The organism is Salinicoccus carnicancri Crm, assembly GCF_000330705.1.
Lineage (GTDB): Bacteria > Bacillota > Bacilli > Staphylococcales > Salinicoccaceae > Salinicoccus > Salinicoccus carnicancri.
The window spans coordinates 426,703-445,016 of record NZ_ANAM01000001.1; the positions used below are offsets into that span (position 1 = coordinate 426,703).

At 51.5% G+C, this 18,314-nt stretch carries 20 protein-coding genes; 15 read left to right on the top strand and 5 right to left on the bottom strand.

The genetic code is table 11. The annotated features are described in order from the left end of the window. The first annotated feature begins 34 nt into the window (after positions 1-34). A complete protein-coding gene (locus tag C792_RS0102295) occupies positions 35-376 on the top strand; it encodes a hypothetical protein (RefSeq protein ID WP_017547822.1) in 342 nt (113 codons plus the stop codon). Between the two features lie 117 nt (positions 377-493). Then, positions 494-1,027: a GNAT family N-acetyltransferase gene (locus tag C792_RS0102300; RefSeq protein ID WP_245537503.1), complete on the top strand. Its 534-nt coding sequence runs from the start codon at positions 494-496 to the stop codon at positions 1,025-1,027. On the opposite strand, the gene C792_RS0102305 is transcribed toward C792_RS0102300, so the two are convergent. Next, a complete protein-coding gene (locus C792_RS0102305) occupies positions 1,028-1,615 on the bottom strand; it encodes an LOG family protein (RefSeq protein ID WP_017547824.1) in 588 nt (195 codons plus the stop codon). Positions 1,616-1,652: 37 nt separating this feature from the next. Next, positions 1,653-2,627 (bottom strand): hypothetical protein, encoded by a 975-nt coding sequence (locus C792_RS0102310; protein ID WP_017547825.1) that lies wholly within the window; start codon positions 2,625-2,627, stop codon positions 1,653-1,655. A gap of 143 nt (positions 2,628-2,770) precedes the next feature. Between C792_RS0102310 and C792_RS0102315 the strand changes: the two genes are divergently transcribed. Then, the gene (locus tag C792_RS0102315; protein WP_017547826.1) at positions 2,771-3,457 is read left to right on the top strand and encodes a DUF542 domain-containing protein; all 687 of its coding nucleotides are present in this window, start codon (positions 2,771-2,773) and stop codon (positions 3,455-3,457) included. A 274-nt stretch (positions 3,458-3,731) separates the two neighbouring features. Here C792_RS0102315 and pnpS read toward each other — a convergent pair whose 3' ends face one another. Continuing rightward, positions 3,732-5,516, bottom strand: a complete 1,785-nt coding sequence (gene pnpS, locus C792_RS0102320) for a two-component system histidine kinase PnpS (RefSeq protein ID WP_017547827.1) — start codon at positions 5,514-5,516, stop codon at positions 3,732-3,734. After that, positions 5,513-6,214, bottom strand: coding sequence for a response regulator transcription factor (locus C792_RS0102325; protein WP_017547828.1), 702 nt, complete (start codon positions 6,212-6,214; stop codon positions 5,513-5,515). The genes pnpS and C792_RS0102325 overlap by 4 nt, the downstream gene beginning before the upstream one ends. 232 nt (positions 6,215-6,446) lie before the next feature. Between C792_RS0102325 and C792_RS0102330 the strand changes: the two genes are divergently transcribed. Continuing rightward, positions 6,447-7,448, top strand: coding sequence for a ThiF family adenylyltransferase (locus C792_RS0102330; RefSeq protein ID WP_026090190.1), 1,002 nt, complete (start codon positions 6,447-6,449; stop codon positions 7,446-7,448). Between the two features lie 20 nt (positions 7,449-7,468). Beyond that, entirely contained in the window at positions 7,469-7,969 is a 501-nt protein-coding gene (locus C792_RS0102335) for a MogA/MoaB family molybdenum cofactor biosynthesis protein (protein ID WP_017547830.1), read from the top strand. Position 7,970: 1 nt separating this feature from the next. On the opposite strand, the gene moaC is transcribed toward C792_RS0102335, so the two are convergent. After that, positions 7,971-8,450 carry a cyclic pyranopterin monophosphate synthase MoaC gene (gene moaC / locus C792_RS0102340; protein ID WP_017547831.1) on the bottom strand — a complete coding sequence of 160 codons (480 nt, stop codon included), beginning with the start codon at positions 8,448-8,450 and terminating at the stop codon, positions 7,971-7,973. A gap of 62 nt (positions 8,451-8,512) precedes the next feature. Between moaC and C792_RS0102345 the strand changes: the two genes are divergently transcribed. The 10 genes from C792_RS0102345 (at position 8,513) to C792_RS0102390 (ending at position 18,282) form a co-directional block, all read left to right on the top strand. Continuing rightward, positions 8,513-9,769 carry a molybdopterin molybdotransferase MoeA gene (locus C792_RS0102345; RefSeq protein ID WP_017547832.1) on the top strand — a complete coding sequence of 419 codons (1,257 nt, stop codon included), beginning with the start codon at positions 8,513-8,515 and terminating at the stop codon, positions 9,767-9,769. After that, a complete protein-coding gene (mobB, locus tag C792_RS0102350) occupies positions 9,766-10,227 on the top strand; it encodes a molybdopterin-guanine dinucleotide biosynthesis protein B (RefSeq protein ID WP_017547833.1) in 462 nt (153 codons plus the stop codon). The genes C792_RS0102345 and mobB overlap by 4 nt, the downstream gene beginning before the upstream one ends. After that, complete coding sequence (locus tag C792_RS0102355; protein WP_017547834.1) at positions 10,224-10,670, top strand: molybdenum cofactor biosynthesis protein MoaE; 447 nt, start codon at positions 10,224-10,226, stop codon at positions 10,668-10,670. The genes mobB and C792_RS0102355 overlap by 4 nt, the downstream gene beginning before the upstream one ends. Beyond that, positions 10,670-10,903 (top strand): molybdopterin converting factor subunit 1, encoded by a 234-nt coding sequence (moaD, locus tag C792_RS0102360; RefSeq protein WP_017547835.1) that lies wholly within the window; start codon positions 10,670-10,672, stop codon positions 10,901-10,903. Before C792_RS0102355 ends, moaD begins: the two co-directional genes overlap by 1 nt. Then, positions 10,900-11,475 (top strand): molybdenum cofactor guanylyltransferase, encoded by a 576-nt coding sequence (mobA, locus tag C792_RS0102365; protein ID WP_017547836.1) that lies wholly within the window; start codon positions 10,900-10,902, stop codon positions 11,473-11,475. Before moaD ends, mobA begins: the two co-directional genes overlap by 4 nt. Before the next feature lie 12 nt (positions 11,476-11,487). Then, positions 11,488-12,510 carry a GTP 3',8-cyclase MoaA gene (moaA, locus tag C792_RS0102370; RefSeq protein ID WP_017547837.1) on the top strand — a complete coding sequence of 341 codons (1,023 nt, stop codon included), beginning with the start codon at positions 11,488-11,490 and terminating at the stop codon, positions 12,508-12,510. A gap of 44 nt (positions 12,511-12,554) precedes the next feature. After that, positions 12,555-14,126, top strand: a complete 1,572-nt coding sequence (locus C792_RS0102375; protein ID WP_017547838.1) for an ATP-binding cassette domain-containing protein — start codon at positions 12,555-12,557, stop codon at positions 14,124-14,126. Then, the gene (locus C792_RS0102380; RefSeq protein WP_017547839.1) at positions 14,126-15,742 is read left to right on the top strand and encodes an ATP-binding cassette domain-containing protein; all 1,617 of its coding nucleotides are present in this window, start codon (positions 14,126-14,128) and stop codon (positions 15,740-15,742) included. The genes C792_RS0102375 and C792_RS0102380 overlap by 1 nt, the downstream gene beginning before the upstream one ends. A 63-nt stretch (positions 15,743-15,805) precedes the next feature. Further along, the gene (locus C792_RS0102385) at positions 15,806-16,657 is read left to right on the top strand and encodes a DegV family protein (RefSeq protein WP_017547840.1); all 852 of its coding nucleotides are present in this window, start codon (positions 15,806-15,808) and stop codon (positions 16,655-16,657) included. Positions 16,658-16,941: 284 nt separating this feature from the next. Then, complete coding sequence (locus C792_RS0102390) at positions 16,942-18,282, top strand: hemolysin family protein (RefSeq protein ID WP_026090191.1); 1,341 nt, start codon at positions 16,942-16,944, stop codon at positions 18,280-18,282. The last annotated feature ends 32 nt before the right edge of the window (positions 18,283-18,314 follow it).

Below are 18,314 nucleotides of genomic sequence, written 5' to 3' on the forward strand. Positions count from 1 at the left end.
GTATATAGGAAACCATGAGAGTGAGGAGATTTGAATGCATGAGAACAAATTCAACATCGTGGAAGGCGGGGTCATGTCACTTGAAGAGCTGGGACATGAAATCGGAGAGATTACCGGCATGCGGGTGAAGCGGTTTGAAGGCATGGAGTCCAGGGTGGTCGCCCAGAAACCGGGCACTGATCAGGAGTTTGAAACATTCAATATCAGATTCGATTTTGAAGAATCAGACGATTTCGTGGATGTAGTCTTTACTGCGGACAAGAAAAGCCGTATCGAGGATTACGACTTCAAAAAGGACAGGGTCAAAGTTCAGCTTATGTCGTACAAAAGGATGGACGCGCCAAAAGAGAACGAAAGCAGCAAGGTGGAAGAGTAGGAGAGTGAATTCTTCTTTCTCTTTCATTTTTAGTTTGAAGCTGGCGGAGGAATCAATAATATACAGTAGAGAGTGGCTGAGAGCGTCATGAAATATATCAAGACAAAAAGGCTGATAATGAGAGATTGGAAGAAGAGTGACATCCCGGAATTCGTCAGGATGAACATGGATCGGGATGTCAGAAGATATTTTCCGAATGTCCTGTCAGCCGGAGTTTCGGAGAAGCTGGCCGTGGAAATACAAAAGGATATCGAGGACAGGGGCTTCGGACTGTTTGCTGTGGAACGCCGTGATACCGGTGAGTTCATAGGCTTCACGGGTCTGCAGGTACTGGAGGAGGATGGGCCATTCCGCCTGGAAATGCTGCCGGGAATCGAGATCGGCTGGCGGTTTTCGAAGAAGCATTGGAACCGTGGGTTTGCCACAGAAGCTGCCCGCGGCGTCCTGAAGTTTGCCGAACGCCATACCGACATAAAGGAAATATATGCACTTGCAGCAGAGCGCAATCTGCCGTCCATAAACATCATGAAGAAGATTGGAATGGAAAAGATGGATGAATTCGATCATCCGCTGATCGTTGACGGCCATTCTTTGAAAAAACATGTAATCTATCATATAGAATTGGAAAAACGCCGACGATTCCCCTTGTGATCATCGGCGTTTTATATCGTCATAGGTCCTGACTTCCACAGGCGTAAAACCTTTGAATTTAAGGAGCAGCTCGCTGCCGCTTTGTCCTGCGAAAAGCTGACCCATGTATTTTTCGTGGAGAAATCCTTCATCAATCAATTTCCCGAACAATCGAAGCAGCTCATCATAGAAGCCACCTGCATTCAGAAGGCCGATTGGCTTTTCATGAAGGCCGATCTGTCCCCAGGTAAATACCTCAAAAAACTCTTCAAGTGTGCCGGCACCGCCGGGAAGCGAAATGACCGCATCCCCGAGCGCCTCCATCAGTTCTTTACGCTTATGCATTGTCTGTACTACTTCCATGTGCTGGACTTTCTCATGTGCCATCTCCCGGTCCACGAGAAACTGGGGGATGACACCGGTCACTTTTCCCCCGTTGTCAAGGGCACCATCGGCGACAGCGCCCATGAGACCGACGGCACCGCCGCCGTATACGACACCGATGCCGCTTTTCGCAAGATACGCTCCAAGTTCATAGGCCGATTTGATGTAGATGGGATCATTCCCCGTACGTGCGCCGCAGAATACAGTGATGTTCTTAATCTCCATTCAGCAAACTCCTGTCATTATTAAAGGTGCCATCCGCTCAGGAATGATGTTTATCCAGATGCCTGTCTATTTTCCTGTCTAGTTTCTGCTGATACTTCGACCTGGACATTGCACTGTCGAGCCCCGTTTTACGGCCATGTTCAGTCACCTTCTGCTCCTGCATCGCACGATGCCTGTTGAACAGGGAATTTTCAGCTTCAGTCTGCTGCACCTTATTATATGAAGTGCCGCGCGGATCAAGTGCCTGCTTATGCTCCCTGTGGAGCGCGCCGCTTTCATAGCTTTCCTCCGGATGACCTTTCACTTTTTCTTCGATATATGGATTGATACTGTCCGTCATACTGCCCATTCCTTTTTCAGTGTTATTTTCTTCGATATAATTCTCTTCTGAATACTCGCTGTTGTCAAGACCAAGGCGTTCCTCATCATGTTTGCTGAGACTGGAACGGCTTTCTGGATGAGCTGCCTCATAGGATCTGGCTATGCCGTAGTTGTCGGGAAGCGATTTTTTCTCTGCATAGACCCCGGGGTCGGGTGAAAAGGCTTTAACATGTTCACTGTCCACCGTCATCAGATCCGATTTCTCATCATTGTCCGGTTGGCTGTGGGACTGCATGATTTTCGGCACTTTGATCTCCGCGCTGTCAGACAGCCGTTTCCTGCGGTGCTTCTCTTTTTCTTTTTCAAACTTCCTGAGAAGGGAATCCTCTTCCTTTACACTTTTGCTGTAGGATTTCATCTCTTTTTTGTAGGCCGTCATGCGGCGTCTGTCGGAAATTGCCCCGCCAACTGTGGAAATTGCGGATTTTCCTGTATTGTATGTGTTCGTGCCTGCATTTTTGACAGCCCGGGCAGCAGTCGTGCCACTGTCTTTGGCTGTGTGGTATGCATCTGCAGATGCGGACCCGATTTTCTGTATATCCGGATGTTCTTTTATCCGGTTCCGCTCATTGAAAAGGGGGACAAGTATGACAGGTAACAGTGTTACCGCCATTCTCACTTTATCATTCATCACTTCTACCTCCAACGTTACTTATATCATGATTATAATATACCCATGCAAATGTTGCATTAAACTGTGTGGAGCCACATGGTGCCCTGTTTAATTTTCCTGTGATTAAGGTATTAGGAATAATAAATGAGGAGGAATGCATAGTGAAAACGATAACTGGAAATATGACGCTGGGGGAAACGGTGACCGAAGTGCCAAAGGCAGGGGCTATACTGAGGGAAATGCATATAGATTTTGTCAACGGCGGAGACCGGAAGCTTTCCGATGCCGCATTTGAACAGGGTGTCCCGCTGGAGAACATCCTCTATGAAGTGAACGGGCTCGATACAGAGAATACCGACGGCATCGACATAAAATATATGGATGAGCTGAGCATCATCAAATATATACAGAGGCGCTACCATGAAGACCTTAAGGATGAACTGCCGGTGCTTGCCCCATATGTGGAGAAGGTGGCGGATCAGAACAAATCACTTTCAGAAGTGGGGGAAATATTCAAAAGCCTGAGAAAATCGATGGAGGAGCACTGCGGGGAAGAGGATGTCAACGTCTTCCCGCTGCTCGAATCCTATATCGGCAATCCGTCGGAAAGTAAGCGCGAAGCACTCAAACCACGCGTGGAGAAAATCAGGAATGAGCATAGGGACATCACCGACTTCTTCCACAGACTGCGTGAAATCACGAATGACTTCACTCCATATACGAAAGCCACCGGGGTGCTGAGGCTGGTTTATGACAGACTGGAGAGGCTCGAGAGGGACACGCTCGATCACATCCATCTCGAGAACAATATACTGTTCCGGAGGGTGAAATCAAAAGTTCAGGGATGACGTATAAGGCTGGGCCCCGGGACTTTTTCATGACTTCATCCACTTAATGCCTTGTCCGCCTGTAATTTCTCCAGAATGGTATCCAAAAATGAACGGGGCTGGGACAAAACTATTCCCGTCATAAATAAATAAGACGGACGTTAGCTTTTCCGGGGCATCGCGTGAGCCTGTAGTCTCACGCAGATGCTATTCCCAGAGAAGTCCAACGTCCGTCTTTTGAAGTATAATCGATTATATATATCTTCAGGGCTTATGTCCCGGCCTCGTTGTGAATCTACTTGTCCTGGTCCTGTGTTTTCGGCAGGATGACGGTGATGGTTGTGCCTTCTCCCTCGGTGCTCTCGATTTCGATGCGCCCCTTATGTGATTCGATGAGGTGCTTTACGATTGCAAGTCCGAGGCCGGTGCCTCCTGAATGGCGCGTGCGTGCTTTATCCACTCTGTAGAAGCGTTCGAAAATACGGTCGAGGCTCTCCTCGGGGATGCCGATGCCGTTGTCAGCCACGATCATCCTGACTTCGTAGAGGTTCTCCCGGAGACTCACGTGGACAGTGCCGCTTTCCGGCGTATAGTTGATGCCGTTGGCGATAAGGTTCAGTATGATCTGGCGCAGCCGGTCGCGGTCCGCTTCGAGCATGACCGGACGGTCTTCCCCGGGCAGCACGAGCTGTGTCTGTTTCTGTTCTGCCGCCCCTTCGAGGGTGACTGCTGTTTCATGGATCAGTTCTGCAATATCCACCCGGTCGATGTTCAGCGGGATTTCCTTCCTCTCTATTTTGGAGAGGTTGAGAAGGTCCCTGATCAGACGGTCAAGCCGCTGGCTTTCATCATGGATAATCTTCAGGAACTGTCTTTTTGTCGCTTCATCTTTGACCTCGCCGGATAGGAGCGTCTCTGAAAATCCCTTGACACTGGTCACCGGTGTCTTGAGCTCGTGAGATACATTGGCGACAAAATCACTGCGCATTTTTTCAAGACGCCGTATATCCGTTATATCATGCAGTACGATGATGACACCCTTTTTCTGCCAGCCCTGACCGTAATACGGGGCCAGGTGGGCATCCATGATGCGTTCCTCCGGATAGTACGAATGGACTTCGTCATGCACTTTCCTGTTGCTTTCGAACACCTGGCGAATCAGTTCGCCGATGCCGATGCCCTCTCCGACTTTGTCGAACTGCTGCCCGATGATGTTTTCCGAATGCTGTGAGAAGAACCTTTCCATCGCTGAGTTGACCAGCTCGACCCTGCCGTTCTGATTGACGAGCATGACACCGCTGACCATGTTGGACATGATGCTGGTGAGCTGCTGTTCGTTTTCCTGGATTTCCGTCATCTGGCGCTGCAGACTGGAGGCGAGCGTGTTCACAGCCGTCGAGAGTTCGCCGATTTCACCGCTGACTTTCGTGTTCACGCGGCTGCTGTAGTCTTTTTCACTGAGGCGTCTGGTGACATCCATGACCCTGTCAATCGGTTTCGTAATGCCACGTGCGATGAGGATGCCGGCTATGGTCGTCAGCACGAGCATGATGCCGAGGACGAGAGTGAGCGACAGCCAGAGCCTGTTCATGGTCTGGTCGATGATCTGCAGGGAGAGGGAAGTGCGGATTGCCCCGACGGTCTCCCCGCCCCTCGCTACAGGAGTTGCAATATACATCATGTTCAAATCCTGTGTCTCGCTGTAGCGGATGGTCTCTCCGTATTCATCTCCGGATTCAAGCACAGCTTCGAATTCCGGGCGGTTCCGGTGGTTGTCCATCGTGGCGGGGTCATTCTCCGAATCAGCAATAACTTCACCCCGTTCGTCAATGACCGTAAACCGCATTTCGATGGGCGCATCAAAATTGCTCACCCAATCCTGCAGCCGCTCCCCGTCTTCGATTGCCTCTGTAGCAATGATGATCTGTGACACCATCTCCGCATTTTCAATCAGATGTTCCCTTGTGGTTTCCGTATAGGCATTCTGCATTATTGATGCCAGAAGGAACCAGAGCACCAGGGTGAGCGCGAGTATGAGCCCGAAAAACGCCAGGGAGATTTTCAGCCAGAGACTTTTCATTCCGCCGGTCCTTCGAGTTTGTATCCGAAGCCCCGTATTGTACGGATGTATTCGGGCCGTTTCGAGTCCTCTTCGATCTTTTCCCTGAGATGGCTGATATGTACATCCACGATGCGCGTATCCCCGTCATAATGGAAGTCCCAGACACCGTTCAGAAGCTGGTCACGGCTCAGGACCCTGCCCTTGTGATTCGCCAGGTAGAGCAGGAGTTCGAATTCTTTCGGTGTGAGGACGAGCAGCTCGCCTTTATGATAGACATAATACTTATCCAGGTGGATTTCCAGGTCGCCGATGGTGATTACTTTCTCCTCCGCTTTCTCGGCAAGCACCTCCACCTGGCTCCTTCTCAGTATCGCTTTGACGCGGGCAACGACTTCCCGCGGACTGAAAGGTTTTGTCATGTAGTCATCGGCGCCGAGTTCGAGACCCAGAATCTTATCGAACTCCTCATCTTTTGCCGTAAGCATGAGGATGGGGGTATTCATCTTCTCCTGCCTCAGGGTTTTGCAGACGTCCATGCCGTCCATACCGGGAAGCATCAGATCGAGAACGATGAGGTCCGGCTTTTCATCAAGTGCAAGATCAAGGCCTGTGTTGCCGTCCTCTGCAGTCAGCACCGAATAGCCGGACTGCTCCAAATTGAACTTCAAAAGCGTTACGATTGATGGTTCATCATCAACTACCAGTATCTTTCGCATGCCAGTGGCTCCTTTCATATTGGGGAATCATTTTATTATGTACTTCACCTGTTTCAGTTTATCATAGCTTAACGGAAGTATACGAAATCTTTACAGTACTGTAACATACTCTTAAAAGCGGGCGTTCAGGACTCCGGCAGGTGACGAATATCAAACTTTTTTGATTCCATTTATAATGGTTTATAATGGAGTTTGAAGGCATCAATAAATTTACACAAATGAGTGTGATGAAGTGAAACAGTATTCAAGGCAGATTCTATACAGAAATATAGGCGCTGAAGGGCAGAGGCGGGTCATGGAGGCGACGGTACTGATCATAGGTGCCGGGGCCCTTGGTTCGGTATCATCGGAAATGCTGGCACGTGCCGGGGTGAAAAAGATCATCCTGGTGGACAGGGACTATGTCGAGGTATCGAACCTGCAGCGGCAGACGCTGTTCTCCCGCCGCCATGCCCGGGAAAAGACACCGAAAGCGGTGGGGGCGAAGGAGCGGCTCCTCGAGATACGTCCGGACCTCGAACTCGATGTCCATATCGGGCATTGTGACGGCCCGCTTCTCGAGTCCCTTGCAGAAGGGGCGGACATCATCCTGGATGGGACGGATAACTTCGATACCCGTCTCCTCATCAATGATGTGGCCTGGAAGCTTGGGCTCCCGTGGGTGTTTGCGGCATGTGTCGAGGCTTCATACAGCAGCTGCGGCTTCGTGCCGGAAGTAACGCCCTGCTACCGCTGCCTGGTGCCGGTCCTGCCGTCTTCCACCCTGACGTGCGATACAGCAGGCATCATTGCTCCGGCGGTCCAGATGGCGGTATCGGAACAGGTGACGACGGCGCTCAAAATACTGACCGGTCAGTATCATGCGCCGCATTACATGCGGATCGGCGATATATGGGAAAATGAGCACAGCCGATTTTGCATCGACCGGATGAAGGAGGAAACGTGTCAGACATGCGGCGGGTATCCTTCTTATCCTGCACTCAGCGAACCTTCCGGCCAGACTTTGAAACTTTGCGGCCGTGACACGGTTCAGGTGATGGATGCGCGCATCACCAAAGCGTCAGTGGATGAAACAGTGGATAAGATGGGTATTAAAGTCAACCGGACGCCGTACTTCAGTGAGTTCTACTATGATGATGCACGGCTGGTCTGCTTCAACAACGGCCGGATATTGATTCATGATACCGGCGGTATCGACCGGGCACGAACGCTGGTCGATCAGCTGTTCGGCTAGACATACAGGGAGGGATGATCATGAGCATCATAGACAGGGTTGAAGGCACCATCAAGACGGCCGTCATTACCGTCAGCGATACGCGGACGAAGGAGACGGACAAAGGCGGCCGGAAAGTGCTTGAATATTTGCGGGAAATGAACGCGGAAGTGGCTCCGGCGGACTATATCATCGTCACGGATGACATGGAGGAAATCAGCCGGGCTGTAGAGGCTCTTGCCGCAAGGGGCATCGACGCCATCATCACGACGGGAGGCACCGGCATTGCGGCGCGTGATGTGACGATAGAGGCGGTGCGGCCTTTATTCGACAAGGAGATTGAAGGATTCGGTGAAATATTCCGCATGCTCAGTTTCACTGAAGACATCGGTTCAAGGAGTATATTATCAAGGGCGGTGGCCGGCACCATCGGAAGCACTGTGGTCTTCACACTGCCGGGTTCATCCGGGGCCGTGACTCTCGCAATGGAACGGCTCGTCGCCCCTGAGCTGAACCATTGTGTGCACGAGCTGCATAAATGATTCAGTCCCGTCTGTAATGACCCGACTTTCCGCCGGTTTTCTCCATCAGCTGTGTTTCCCTGATGACCATGCCCTTGTCCAGGGCCTTGCACATATCGTAGATGGTGAGTGCGGCAGCCGAAGCGGCTGTCAGTGCTTCCATTTCGACGCCGGTTTGGCCTGTGGTCTTCACTGCTGCCGTAATGTGCAGCAAATATGAACCGCCTGTTTCCCATGTGAATGAGACATCAATGCCCGACAGGGGCAGCGGATGGCACATCGGGATGATCTGGGCAGTGTTTTTCGCAGCCATGACTGCAGACACCTGTGCAACCGCAAGCACATCCCCCTTTTTGACAGTGCCTTCTGTAATTCCCCGGTAAATTTCCGGAGTGACTTCAAGTATGCTTTTGGCGACGGCAGTCCGAGCGGTTATATCCTTATCCGAGACATCGACCATGCGGGCCCTGCCTTCCTGGTTGAAATGACTGAATTCTGACATTTATAACACCCTTTCCATTATAATGAGTATAACAAAATAATTGTGATGAAAGTAGGGATAGAATGACGATCAACCGTACACCAATCAGCGTCCGGGAAGCCCTCGGCCGAGTAATTGACAATATCGGGCGGCTGCCGCAAGAGAGGGTTCCCTATACTGAGAGCTACGGGCGCATACTGGCGGCCGGTCTTACAGCGACAGACGATGTGCCGCTGTTCACCAAGTCCGCGATGGACGGGTTCGCCATCCGTTCGGAAGACAGTACCGGGGCATCCGGCGAGTGCCGGATCGCCTTCAAAGTGGTGGAGGAAATCCCGGCAGGCGCAAGCAGCGACTACGTGCTCGCACCGAATGAGGCGTTCAGGATCATGACCGGGGCGGAAGTGCCCAGGAGCGCGGATGCGGTCGTCATGTTCGAACAGGCGAAAGAGACAGAGGGCGGGTTCACTGTCAGGAAAACGTTCAGCCCGGATGAAAATATTGCGCTGCAGGGTGAGGAGTGCAAAACCGGTGATGTAATCGTACCGGAGGGGACATTCGTCAATCCGGGGACCGTCGCCACACTCGCCACTTTCGGCTACAGCAGCGTGGAAGTATACCGCCGGCCGGTGGTCGGCATCATGTCGACGGGCAGTGAACTGCTTGATGTCGATGACCCGCCTGAGCGCGGGAAGATCCGCAATTCGAACGGGCCGATGATCCAGAGTCAGCTGAAGCGCATGAATATCGACGGCCGGCTGTATAAACTTGAGGCGGATGACCTGGATACGCTGACGGCGCGCGTCCGTGAGATGCTTTCGGAAGTCGATGCGGTCATTACGACCGGCGGCGTGTCCGTCGGGGATTACGATCATCTGCCGGCATTGTACAAAAATCTCGGGGCGGTCGAGCTGTTCAACAAGGTCGGCATGCGTCCCGGAAGCGTGACGACGGTCAGTGTCCTTGGCGATAAGCCTCTGTTCGGTTTGAGCGGCAACCCTTCGGCCTGCTATTCGGGGTTTGAGCTGTTCGTGCGTCCGGCGCTTCTTAAGATGATGGGGCATGACAAAATCTATGCGCCGGTGGTGGAGGGTGTCCTGGATGAGGGCTTCAGCAAAGCGAATCCGTTCACCCGCTTCATCCGGGCGGAGATCGAATACCGTGACGGCCGGGTCATGGCGCGTCCATCCGGCTTCAACAAATCCAATGCCGTGACCTCAATCGCCAAAAGCAACGGTATCATCGTGCTGCCGGGCGGTACACGCGGCTTTGAAAAAGGGGATGCCGTCAGGGTGATGATGACTGATATGACGACGGGAACGGACCGTTTTGACATATGAAGATCCTCCAGATTACAGGATACAAGGACTCCGGAAAGACAGCCGTGGTCAACCGCATGGTTGAAAGCCTCAAGGCAGAGGGGCACAGAGTCGCGGTCATCAAAAGTCATCATGATGACGATGTGGTCATGGCAAGCAGGACCGACAGTGAATCCTTCACCCGTTCGGGTGCCGACTACAGCATACTGAACACCCCCGGGATGTCGATGCAGGTGAAAAGGGAGGTGCCCGAGCTGAAATGGCAGCTCGCGCATCTCGAGGGTGAGGGCGTCGATTGCGTACTGATCGAAGGCTACAAAGCACTTGGCTGTCCCAAGATCTTTCTGAGCCATTCATTCCGGCACGGTCATACAAATGTTGATAATATCGGCCTTCAGAATGTATTAAAGACCTTTGATATAAGGTATGATGAAGAGAGAATAATGGATTGGTTCAGGGAATGGAGTTCTGACATATGAAACAATATGAAATTACAGAAGAGCCGCTCGATATCAGTAAATATCATTCATATGCAATCAACGGGAGCCAGGGGGCGGTCTGCATGTTCACTGGCCATGTCAGGGAATGGACGAAAGGTACGCGCACCGTGCACCTGGATTATGAAGCCTACAAGCCGATGGCGGAGAAGAAACTTGCCGAGATCGGTGAGGAGATCAGTGAAAGATGGCCGGGTGTGATCACGACGATCGCCCACCGCACAGGCAAGCTTGAAATATCCGACATCGCGGTGGTGATCGTCACGAGCGCTCCGCACCGCGAGGACAGCTACCGCGCCAATGAATATGCCATCGAGCGCATCAAGGAAACCGTACCGATATGGAAAAAGGAAATATGGGAAGACGGCGAAGAATGGATCGGGGATTCGCGCCGGTATCATTCCAGTCTGGAGGAGGATAAGTGATGAATGTACTGCTTTTTGCCGGCCTGAAGGAAAAGATCGGAAACAGCCGCATCACACTGCCTGTTGAGGAAACGATTACGGCAGGGAACCTGAGAAAACTCATGTATGAAGAATTTCCGCAGATAACAGGAGATGTGTTCCAGATTGCCTGCAATGAATCATTTGTCAAAGATGCCCATATTATTTCACCGGCTGACGAAGTGGCACTGATCCCGCCTGTGAGCGGCGGATGATGAAAACCGTCGGAGTGATCCTGGCGGGAGGGAACTCCACCAGATTCGGTGAAGATAAGGCACTTTATGAACTTCGGGGGAAACCGATGTATGAACATATTGCAGAGGCGATGAAGGAATCGGGCACAGTCAAGGAGATCATGGTGAGCACCAACAGGAGGCTCGCCGGCTCATTCAGCTACGAGACAGTGACGGACTTGCCCGGGTTCCTGGATAAAGGGCCGCTCGGCGGAATATATGCGGCTGCAAAACACCGCCCCGGCTGCAGGCTCATGGTAGTTTCGTGCGATACGCCCTATGTGCCGGCCGGATGGCTTCTGAAACTGCACGGGGTGGCACAGGCTTATGAGGAGACGCTCATACTTACTGAGGAAGCAGGGCAGATCCATCCTCTGATCGGAATCTATCAGGGGGAGGGTCTCGCCGGGGCACTGAGAACACAGCTTGAAACGCACAGGCTGAGCATGCGTGCATTTCTTGAAAACAGGCAAACGGCAACACTGGACGCAACGGCGCATGGAGTGCATGGGGACGCACTGGTAAATATAAACCGGAGGATGGACATCCTCTAGGGAGGGGGAACTATGGTCGAATCAATTACAGATAAATTCGGCAGACCGATCAGGGATCTGCGCATATCGGTCACTGACCGGTGCAATTTCAGGTGCAGATACTGCATGCCGAAAGAGATTTTCGGTGATGATTTTGAGTTCATGAAAAGAGAGGAACTCCTGTCATTCGAAGAACTGGAACGTATCGCCCGTATATATGCGGAACTGGGTGTGAAAAAACTGAGGATCACAGGTGGTGAACCGCTGCTCAGAAAAGACCTCCACGAACTGATTGCAAAACTTGCCGATATTCCGGGAATTGAAGATATCGGCATGACGACCAACGGCATGCTGTTGAAAAAGCACGGACAGAAACTGTATGATGCCGGGCTGAGGCGCCTGAACATCAGCCTGGATGCGATGGATGACGAGCTGTTCGGTGCAATCAACGACCGGGGCATCGGAACATCACGCATCATAGAACAGATAGAATATGCGATATCCATCGGCTTTAAGATAAAGATCAACATGGTCGTGCAAAAGGGGCTGAACGAACATGAAATACTGCCGATGGCGCGGTTCTTCAAAACGCTGCCGGTAACGCTCCGCTTCATAGAATTCATGGATGTCGGAAATGACAACGGCTGGAACTTCGATAAAGTGGTGACAAAAAAAGAGATACTTGAAACACTGCAGGACGAATTCGACCTGGAACCGCTTGAGCCGGCGTATTACGGCGAAGTGGCGAAAGTGTACCGCCACAGGGATGCAGAGTCCCACCTGGGCTTCATCACAAGTGTTTCGGAAAGCTTCTGTTCAACCTGCACACGGGCACGGCTGTCATCCGACGGCAAGTTCTACGGCTGCCTGTTTGCAACCGACGGTTTCGATATACGGACGCTGCTCAGAGAAGGGATATCGGATCGCCGGCTCAAAGAGACGCTGACGGGTGTATGGAACAGAAGGGATGACCGTTATTCGGATCTGCGGACGGAGATTACCGCCGAACGCCGCAGACAACGCAAAAAAATCAATATGAGTTATATCGGGGGATAAACGTGGAGGCAACTTCACGTTTTTTGTAACTGGAAAGGAATGTTATGAAAATCAATATACCCGTAAGACAACTGGTACTGTATGTGCTGCTATGCCTCGGTGCAGTCGGTGCATTCATATTATTCGGGCATAATATTTCAAAGGTGCTGTCGGATATCGTGATCGGGGGCAATCCCCCCGGGGCGGCCGATGTCATGTGGATGGCCGGATTCTTTGCGCTGTCTGCCCTGCTTACGTTTCTGTACAGGGTCGTGAGCCGGCGGACGGCGAATGCGCGCATTGAAAGGCTCGGGCAGAAGGTGCTCGGAAAAATTGACGACAGGACCGTGAAATATTCGGAATCCATGATGAATGCCGTCTTTGTGCACCTTGAAAAATATCGTCCGTTCGAGAAAGTGTTCATCCCGACGATCATCCAGACCCTGGTGCGGCTTTGTACCATAATAATCGCCATGTTCTTCATCCACAGGGCTGCGGCTTTCATCATGCTGTTCACCGCCCCCTTTGTGCCACTGTACTACGTGCTTGTCGGGCTCAGGACGGCAGACGAATCAAAGGACCGTGCCACCCAGTTCGATGCGCTCGGCACTTTATTCCTCAACCTGATCCGCGGGAAGAACACGGTGAGGGACACGCAGTCGGGACAGACTGTGGCGGAGCGCCTCAGGGCGTTCAATGAAAGATATGTCAAAGACACGATGGCCATTTTGAAGTATGCGTTCCAGTCCACCCTGATGCTTGAGTTCATCACAATACTCGGCATCGGGCTGATTGCGCTTGAAGTGGGGCTCGAGATCATCATCTTCGAAAGCATCACTTTCTACGCAGCCTTCTTTACGCTGCTTCTTGCCCCTGAATTTTATAACGCACTGAAAGTGCTCGGCATAGAATTCCACAACGGCAAGCTCGCACAGGGGCATCTGGAAGTGATTGAGGAATGGCTCGAAAAAGAGGGCGGGGAGACGGATTACCGACTGATCGGTACAGATGGAAATGCTGTGGAACTGAAGAACATCAGCATCGGGCACAACACCACCACTCTCCTTGCTCAGACGGACCTGAAAGTGCCGTCCGCCGGGTTTACAGCGATTACGGGACCTTCGGGGATAGGCAAGACGACACTGCTCAGAACCATTCTGGGACTGCACCGTCCTGAAGAGGGCGAAGTGTGGGTCAGAAGTGATGATATCGGCTATATATCCGACCAGGTGTATTTCTCGGATACCACCATATATGATTATGTGTCGGAAGGTAATTACGAAGAGGCGGAGGTTTCGGCCATACTCGATGAACTTGGCATGACAAAAAGCATCAATAACCTGGATGAAGGCATCCATACGCGGATTGTGAACCACAGCATCCCCCTGTCCGGCGGTGAAATCGTCCGGCTCAAAATGGCACGGGTGCTGATACGGCGGCCGGGGATCATCCTGATGGATGAACCCACCGAGTTCCTGGACGCCAGAACTGAGCAACTCGTCATGGACCACCTCGAAAAACTCAAACAAGACGCTGCAATCATCGCCGTCGTCCACCGCAGGCAACTGCTGAAGATAGCAGACCGGCATTACACCTTGAGCGACGGGCGGATCGTACCGCAGGAAGGAGGGCACTGATGGGATATCTTACAGGAGAAAGGAAACAGGTCTTCTACAGCATCCTGCTCGGCCTTGCCGGCGGACTCGTCGGTGTGGCGCTGTTCGGCCTCAGCGGCTATATGATCAGTCTGAGTTTCTTCGAGCCGCCGTTTTTCGTCATAATACTGATCATTGCGGTCATCAAGCTGTTCGGCATGATGAAGGGGGCCTTCAGGTATATCGAACGGCTCCTGTCACACGAAGCAACATTCCAGATGATCGGCAGGCTCCGGCTGAACTATTTCAGGAAGTCTCTTGCACTCGATGAAGACACGCACAGCGCCAGATTCATCCAGCGGCTGAACCAGCATTTCGACCGCGTGGAGGACTACTACATCAGGATCATCTACCCGTATATCACAGCAGCGCTGCTCACGCTCATCCTCATCATGCTCGCCGGCTATATCAATATTGAGAGCGTTCTCCTGATGACGGGGGCATCGCTCCTCCTCCTTTTTGCGGTTCCGAAGCTTTTTGAAAGGCTGAACCATGAGGAAGCCGGACGGAGGGAGGAGACGGACAGCACATTCTATATGAAACTCTATCACTATATCCATGACTATACCGACCTTTTCGTGACAAAAAGGGCAAAAAGCCATAAAGTGAAGCTGGACGGCTATCTGTCCCGGATCAGGCATAGTGAAGACCGTCAGGACCTATTTGACAGCCTGATGGTCCTTGCTGCGAATATCATCCAAATTGCCGTACTGACCCTGATCATCTTCACCATGTACCGGGAAATACCAATGCTCGTTCCTATGGTCATGCTGCTCGCACTGAGCTACTTCGACCAGGTGATTCCTGTCATGCAGCCGGCGAGCAGATATCGGTCGGTGAAAGATGCAGTCGGGGAACTGGATGCCGAAGATACCACCCGGGATCCTGCAACGGAGGCATCTGAAGGCATCGGAAGGATATATATAAAAGGTCTCCGTTATAAGTACCGGGGCACGGCTGCTGATGTATTGAAGGATGTCACTGCGGTCTTTGACGCAGGGCAGAAACACGCGCTCATCGGCAGCAGCGGATCGGGCAAGACGACGCTCCTTAACAGCATCATAGAGGGTGGTGGCAGCGTCCATCTTTACGGAGGGGACGGCGAAACAGCAGGCACAATCCGGCAGGATGCGTCGATCATGCCCCAGCACCTCGATTTCTACAATGCCACTGTAGAAGACAACATCACGATGTTCGGACATATGGATGTCTCCCCTGAAACCATACGGCATCATCTCGAAACACTGGAGATGGCATATTATGCACCGGAGACGATGATCACCCATACAGGCAGGCTCTCGGGCGGTGAGGAGAAGCGCCTTCATTTCATCCGCATGATGGTGGAAAACCGGAAATGGTGGATCATGGATGAACCGACCGCGCGCCTTGACGACAGGCTGAAACAGAAGATTTGGGACCGGGTCATGGCACAGGATACTGTCATCGTCAGTACCCATGACCTCAGCAGACTGGATGAATTCGACCAGATCCATTATATGGAAGAGGGCCGCATCATCGAATCCGGGAACTACAGCAGTCTGATGGTCCGCGGGGGTGCCGTATATGAGGCTGTCATGCGGTATGCCGATAAATTATAGTAAACGGGAGCCTTAAATGCTAAACTTGGAGTAAATCAGAATGATTTCGGAAAGAGTGATTTAATGAATAGAATCGCAATTGTTACAGACTCTGCCGCAGGTCTGTCAAAGGAATATATCGACCGGCATGATATCAGGGTGCTGCCGATGTCAGTGATCATTGACGGGAAAGCCTACAGGGAAGGTGCTGATGCAACGACCGGTGAGATCTATGACATGCTGAAAGACAGCGGGGAAGGGGCGAAGACATCACAGCCCCTGTTCGGTGAGTTCATGGAAGTATATGAATCACTCGATAAGGATGAGGCGTACGACTCCATCGTGGCGATCCATGCTTCAAGCGAACTTACCGGCACATACCAGAGTTCGCTCAGCGCTTCGGCCGAGGTCCAAAAGACATTGCACGTTATAGATTCACGCATCGGAAGCTACCCGCTCGGAAAAATGATAGATACCGTGGTTGAAGCGCGCAGTTCCGGCGAATCTCTGCCTGGTGTGGTACAGAGAGTGAAGGATATGGCGCAACAGGCACAACTGTATCTGCTTCCCCAGAGTTTCGGCCAGCTGAGGAAGAGCGGGCGTGTATCCGCGTCACAGTCCATGCTGGCGTCGCTCCTTAATATCCATCTGAAACTGATGTTCGAAGACGGCAAAGTCATCGTCGGTGAAAAGGTCCGTACGAAAAAGAAACTCATCAACGCCGTGATGAACAGCCTGGAAGAGCATGTGAAAGAAGATGCGGTGCGTACGCTCGCCATTGTCCATGCGGGCAATGAATCGCTGATCCATGACTGGAAAGAGCGCATCGAATCCCGTCTTGAAAACCTGGAACTCATCGTAGAACCGCTTGTCCCGGTTGCTGGTGTGCATACCGGACATGGTACAGTCGGGTTTGGATTCATAAAAGGATACTGACTCAAAGATCCGGTGGCGACCGGATCTTTTTCATCCATGAAATATTTATGAATGTTATGTATATAGGTGGTAAAAGTGCATGAAATTATGATAGAATACCCTTAATTATTATGGCAAAAGTGGAGGTGACTACAATTGGGAAGGCGAATTTGAAAGCTGATATGCAGAATCAAGTGTTGATGCGCAATATTGACAGCAGGAAAGAAGTCAGAGTAGAAAGCGCTTTTATGGAAAATTGTAGTCAAAATTACCGGAGGTGAATCCCTTTATATAAAGGGAACTAATTGGACATATCCACTTTAATAAATTTAGTATTATTTACATTGCTCATACTGCTTACAATGCTCTTTGTAGGCTCTGAGTTTTCATTGGTAAAGTCAAGGAAGTCACGCATAGACCACCTTGTGGAGGAAGGGAGCAGGCCGGCAAAGCGTGTGCAGGGTATGACCGCAAAGCTGGACTACTACCTGTCCGCCTGCCAGCTCGGAATCACAGTGACAGCCCTTGGACTCGGGTGGATCGGTGAATCGACATTCGAAGTCATTCTGCATCCCCTGTTTTCGTTCTTCGGCCTGCCCCAGGAACTCAATACAGTGTTCACTGTAGCGGCTGCATTTTTCATCGTGACATTCATACACGTCGTCGTCGGTGAACTTGCGCCGAAGACCGTCGCCATACAGTATGCAGAAAAGATGGCCATGGCATTTTCAGGGCCGCTGTATTTCTTCGGTGTCATCATGAAGCCGCTCATCTGGTCCATGAACGGTACATCCAGACTGCTGCTCAGGATCATCGGCTTCAAAGACGTACCGACAGAACAGGCCCACTCGGAAGATGAACTCAAGATCATCATGACCCAGAGCTATCAGAGCGGGGAAATCAACCAGACGGAACTGGCATACATGCAGAACATCTTCTCATTCGACGAAAGGCTTGCCAAAGACATCATGGTGCCTAGAACACAGATGATCACCCTGACAGATCCGGTGAATATCGATGACGTCCTGGAAACCGTCAAGGAGCATAACTTCACAAGGTACCCCGTTGCAGATTCAACCGGCGACAAAGACCAGATTCTCGGATTCATCAACGTAAGAGAGTTCCTTACCAACCACGTATCCGATGAAGACGTCACACCGGAAGAATACATGCACGAACTGCCACTCATAACAGAAGTGTCACGCATCAGCGATGCACTCGTCAAAATGCAGAGAGAGCGCGTCCATATCGCACTCATCATAGATGAATACGGCGGCACGGCAGGCATGATAACGATGGAGGACATCCTCGAGGAGATCGTCGGCGAAATCCGGGATGAGTTCGATGAAGACGAAGAACCCGAATTGGTCAAAGTCGAAGATAACATCTACCACATCAACGGCCGCGTGCTGCTCGATGACCTGGAAGAAAAATTCGACATCACATTCGACAAGAGCGAGGACATCGATACGATCGGCGGCTGGATACAGAGCATCAACACAGACATCGAAGTCGACGACTATGTAAACACAGAAAACGACAAGTGGATCGTGCTTGATATGGAAAACCACCTCATCAAGCAGGTCGCATTGCTGAAAGACCATAACCGGGATAACCCGGACGATGAAGACGAGAACGGAGAATAAGATGAAAAACGAGTTGCGGATCATTTTCCGCA

Coding starts and splice junctions, on each gene's coding strand:
- C792_RS0102380 (WP_017547839.1), top strand. CDS start 14,126: ATGGGATATCTTACAGGAGAAAGGAAACAGGTCTTCTACAGCATCCTG.
- C792_RS0102335 (WP_017547830.1), top strand. CDS start 7,469: ATGAGCATCATAGACAGGGTTGAAGGCACCATCAAGACGGCCGTCATT.
- C792_RS0102385 (WP_017547840.1), top strand. CDS start 15,806: ATGAATAGAATCGCAATTGTTACAGACTCTGCCGCAGGTCTGTCAAAG.
- C792_RS0102300 (WP_245537503.1), top strand. CDS start 494: ATGAGAGATTGGAAGAAGAGTGACATCCCGGAATTCGTCAGGATGAAC.
- C792_RS0102325 (WP_017547828.1), bottom strand. CDS start 6,214: ATGCGAAAGATACTGGTAGTTGATGATGAACCATCAATCGTAACGCTT.
- mobA (WP_017547836.1), top strand. CDS start 10,900: ATGATGAAAACCGTCGGAGTGATCCTGGCGGGAGGGAACTCCACCAGA.
- C792_RS0102345 (WP_017547832.1), top strand. CDS start 8,513: ATGACGATCAACCGTACACCAATCAGCGTCCGGGAAGCCCTCGGCCGA.
- moaD (WP_017547835.1), top strand. CDS start 10,670: ATGAATGTACTGCTTTTTGCCGGCCTGAAGGAAAAGATCGGAAACAGC.
- moaA (WP_017547837.1), top strand. CDS start 11,488: ATGGTCGAATCAATTACAGATAAATTCGGCAGACCGATCAGGGATCTG.
- C792_RS0102375 (WP_017547838.1), top strand. CDS start 12,555: ATGAAAATCAATATACCCGTAAGACAACTGGTACTGTATGTGCTGCTA.
- mobB (WP_017547833.1), top strand. CDS start 9,766: ATGAAGATCCTCCAGATTACAGGATACAAGGACTCCGGAAAGACAGCC.
- C792_RS0102305 (WP_017547824.1), bottom strand. CDS start 1,615: ATGGAGATTAAGAACATCACTGTATTCTGCGGCGCACGTACGGGGAAT.
- C792_RS0102310 (WP_017547825.1), bottom strand. CDS start 2,627: ATGAATGATAAAGTGAGAATGGCGGTAACACTGTTACCTGTCATACTT.
- C792_RS0102295 (WP_017547822.1), top strand. CDS start 35: ATGCATGAGAACAAATTCAACATCGTGGAAGGCGGGGTCATGTCACTT.
- C792_RS0102355 (WP_017547834.1), top strand. CDS start 10,224: ATGAAACAATATGAAATTACAGAAGAGCCGCTCGATATCAGTAAATAT.
- pnpS (WP_017547827.1), bottom strand. CDS start 5,516: ATGAAAAGTCTCTGGCTGAAAATCTCCCTGGCGTTTTTCGGGCTCATA.
- moaC (WP_017547831.1), bottom strand. CDS start 8,450: ATGTCAGAATTCAGTCATTTCAACCAGGAAGGCAGGGCCCGCATGGTC.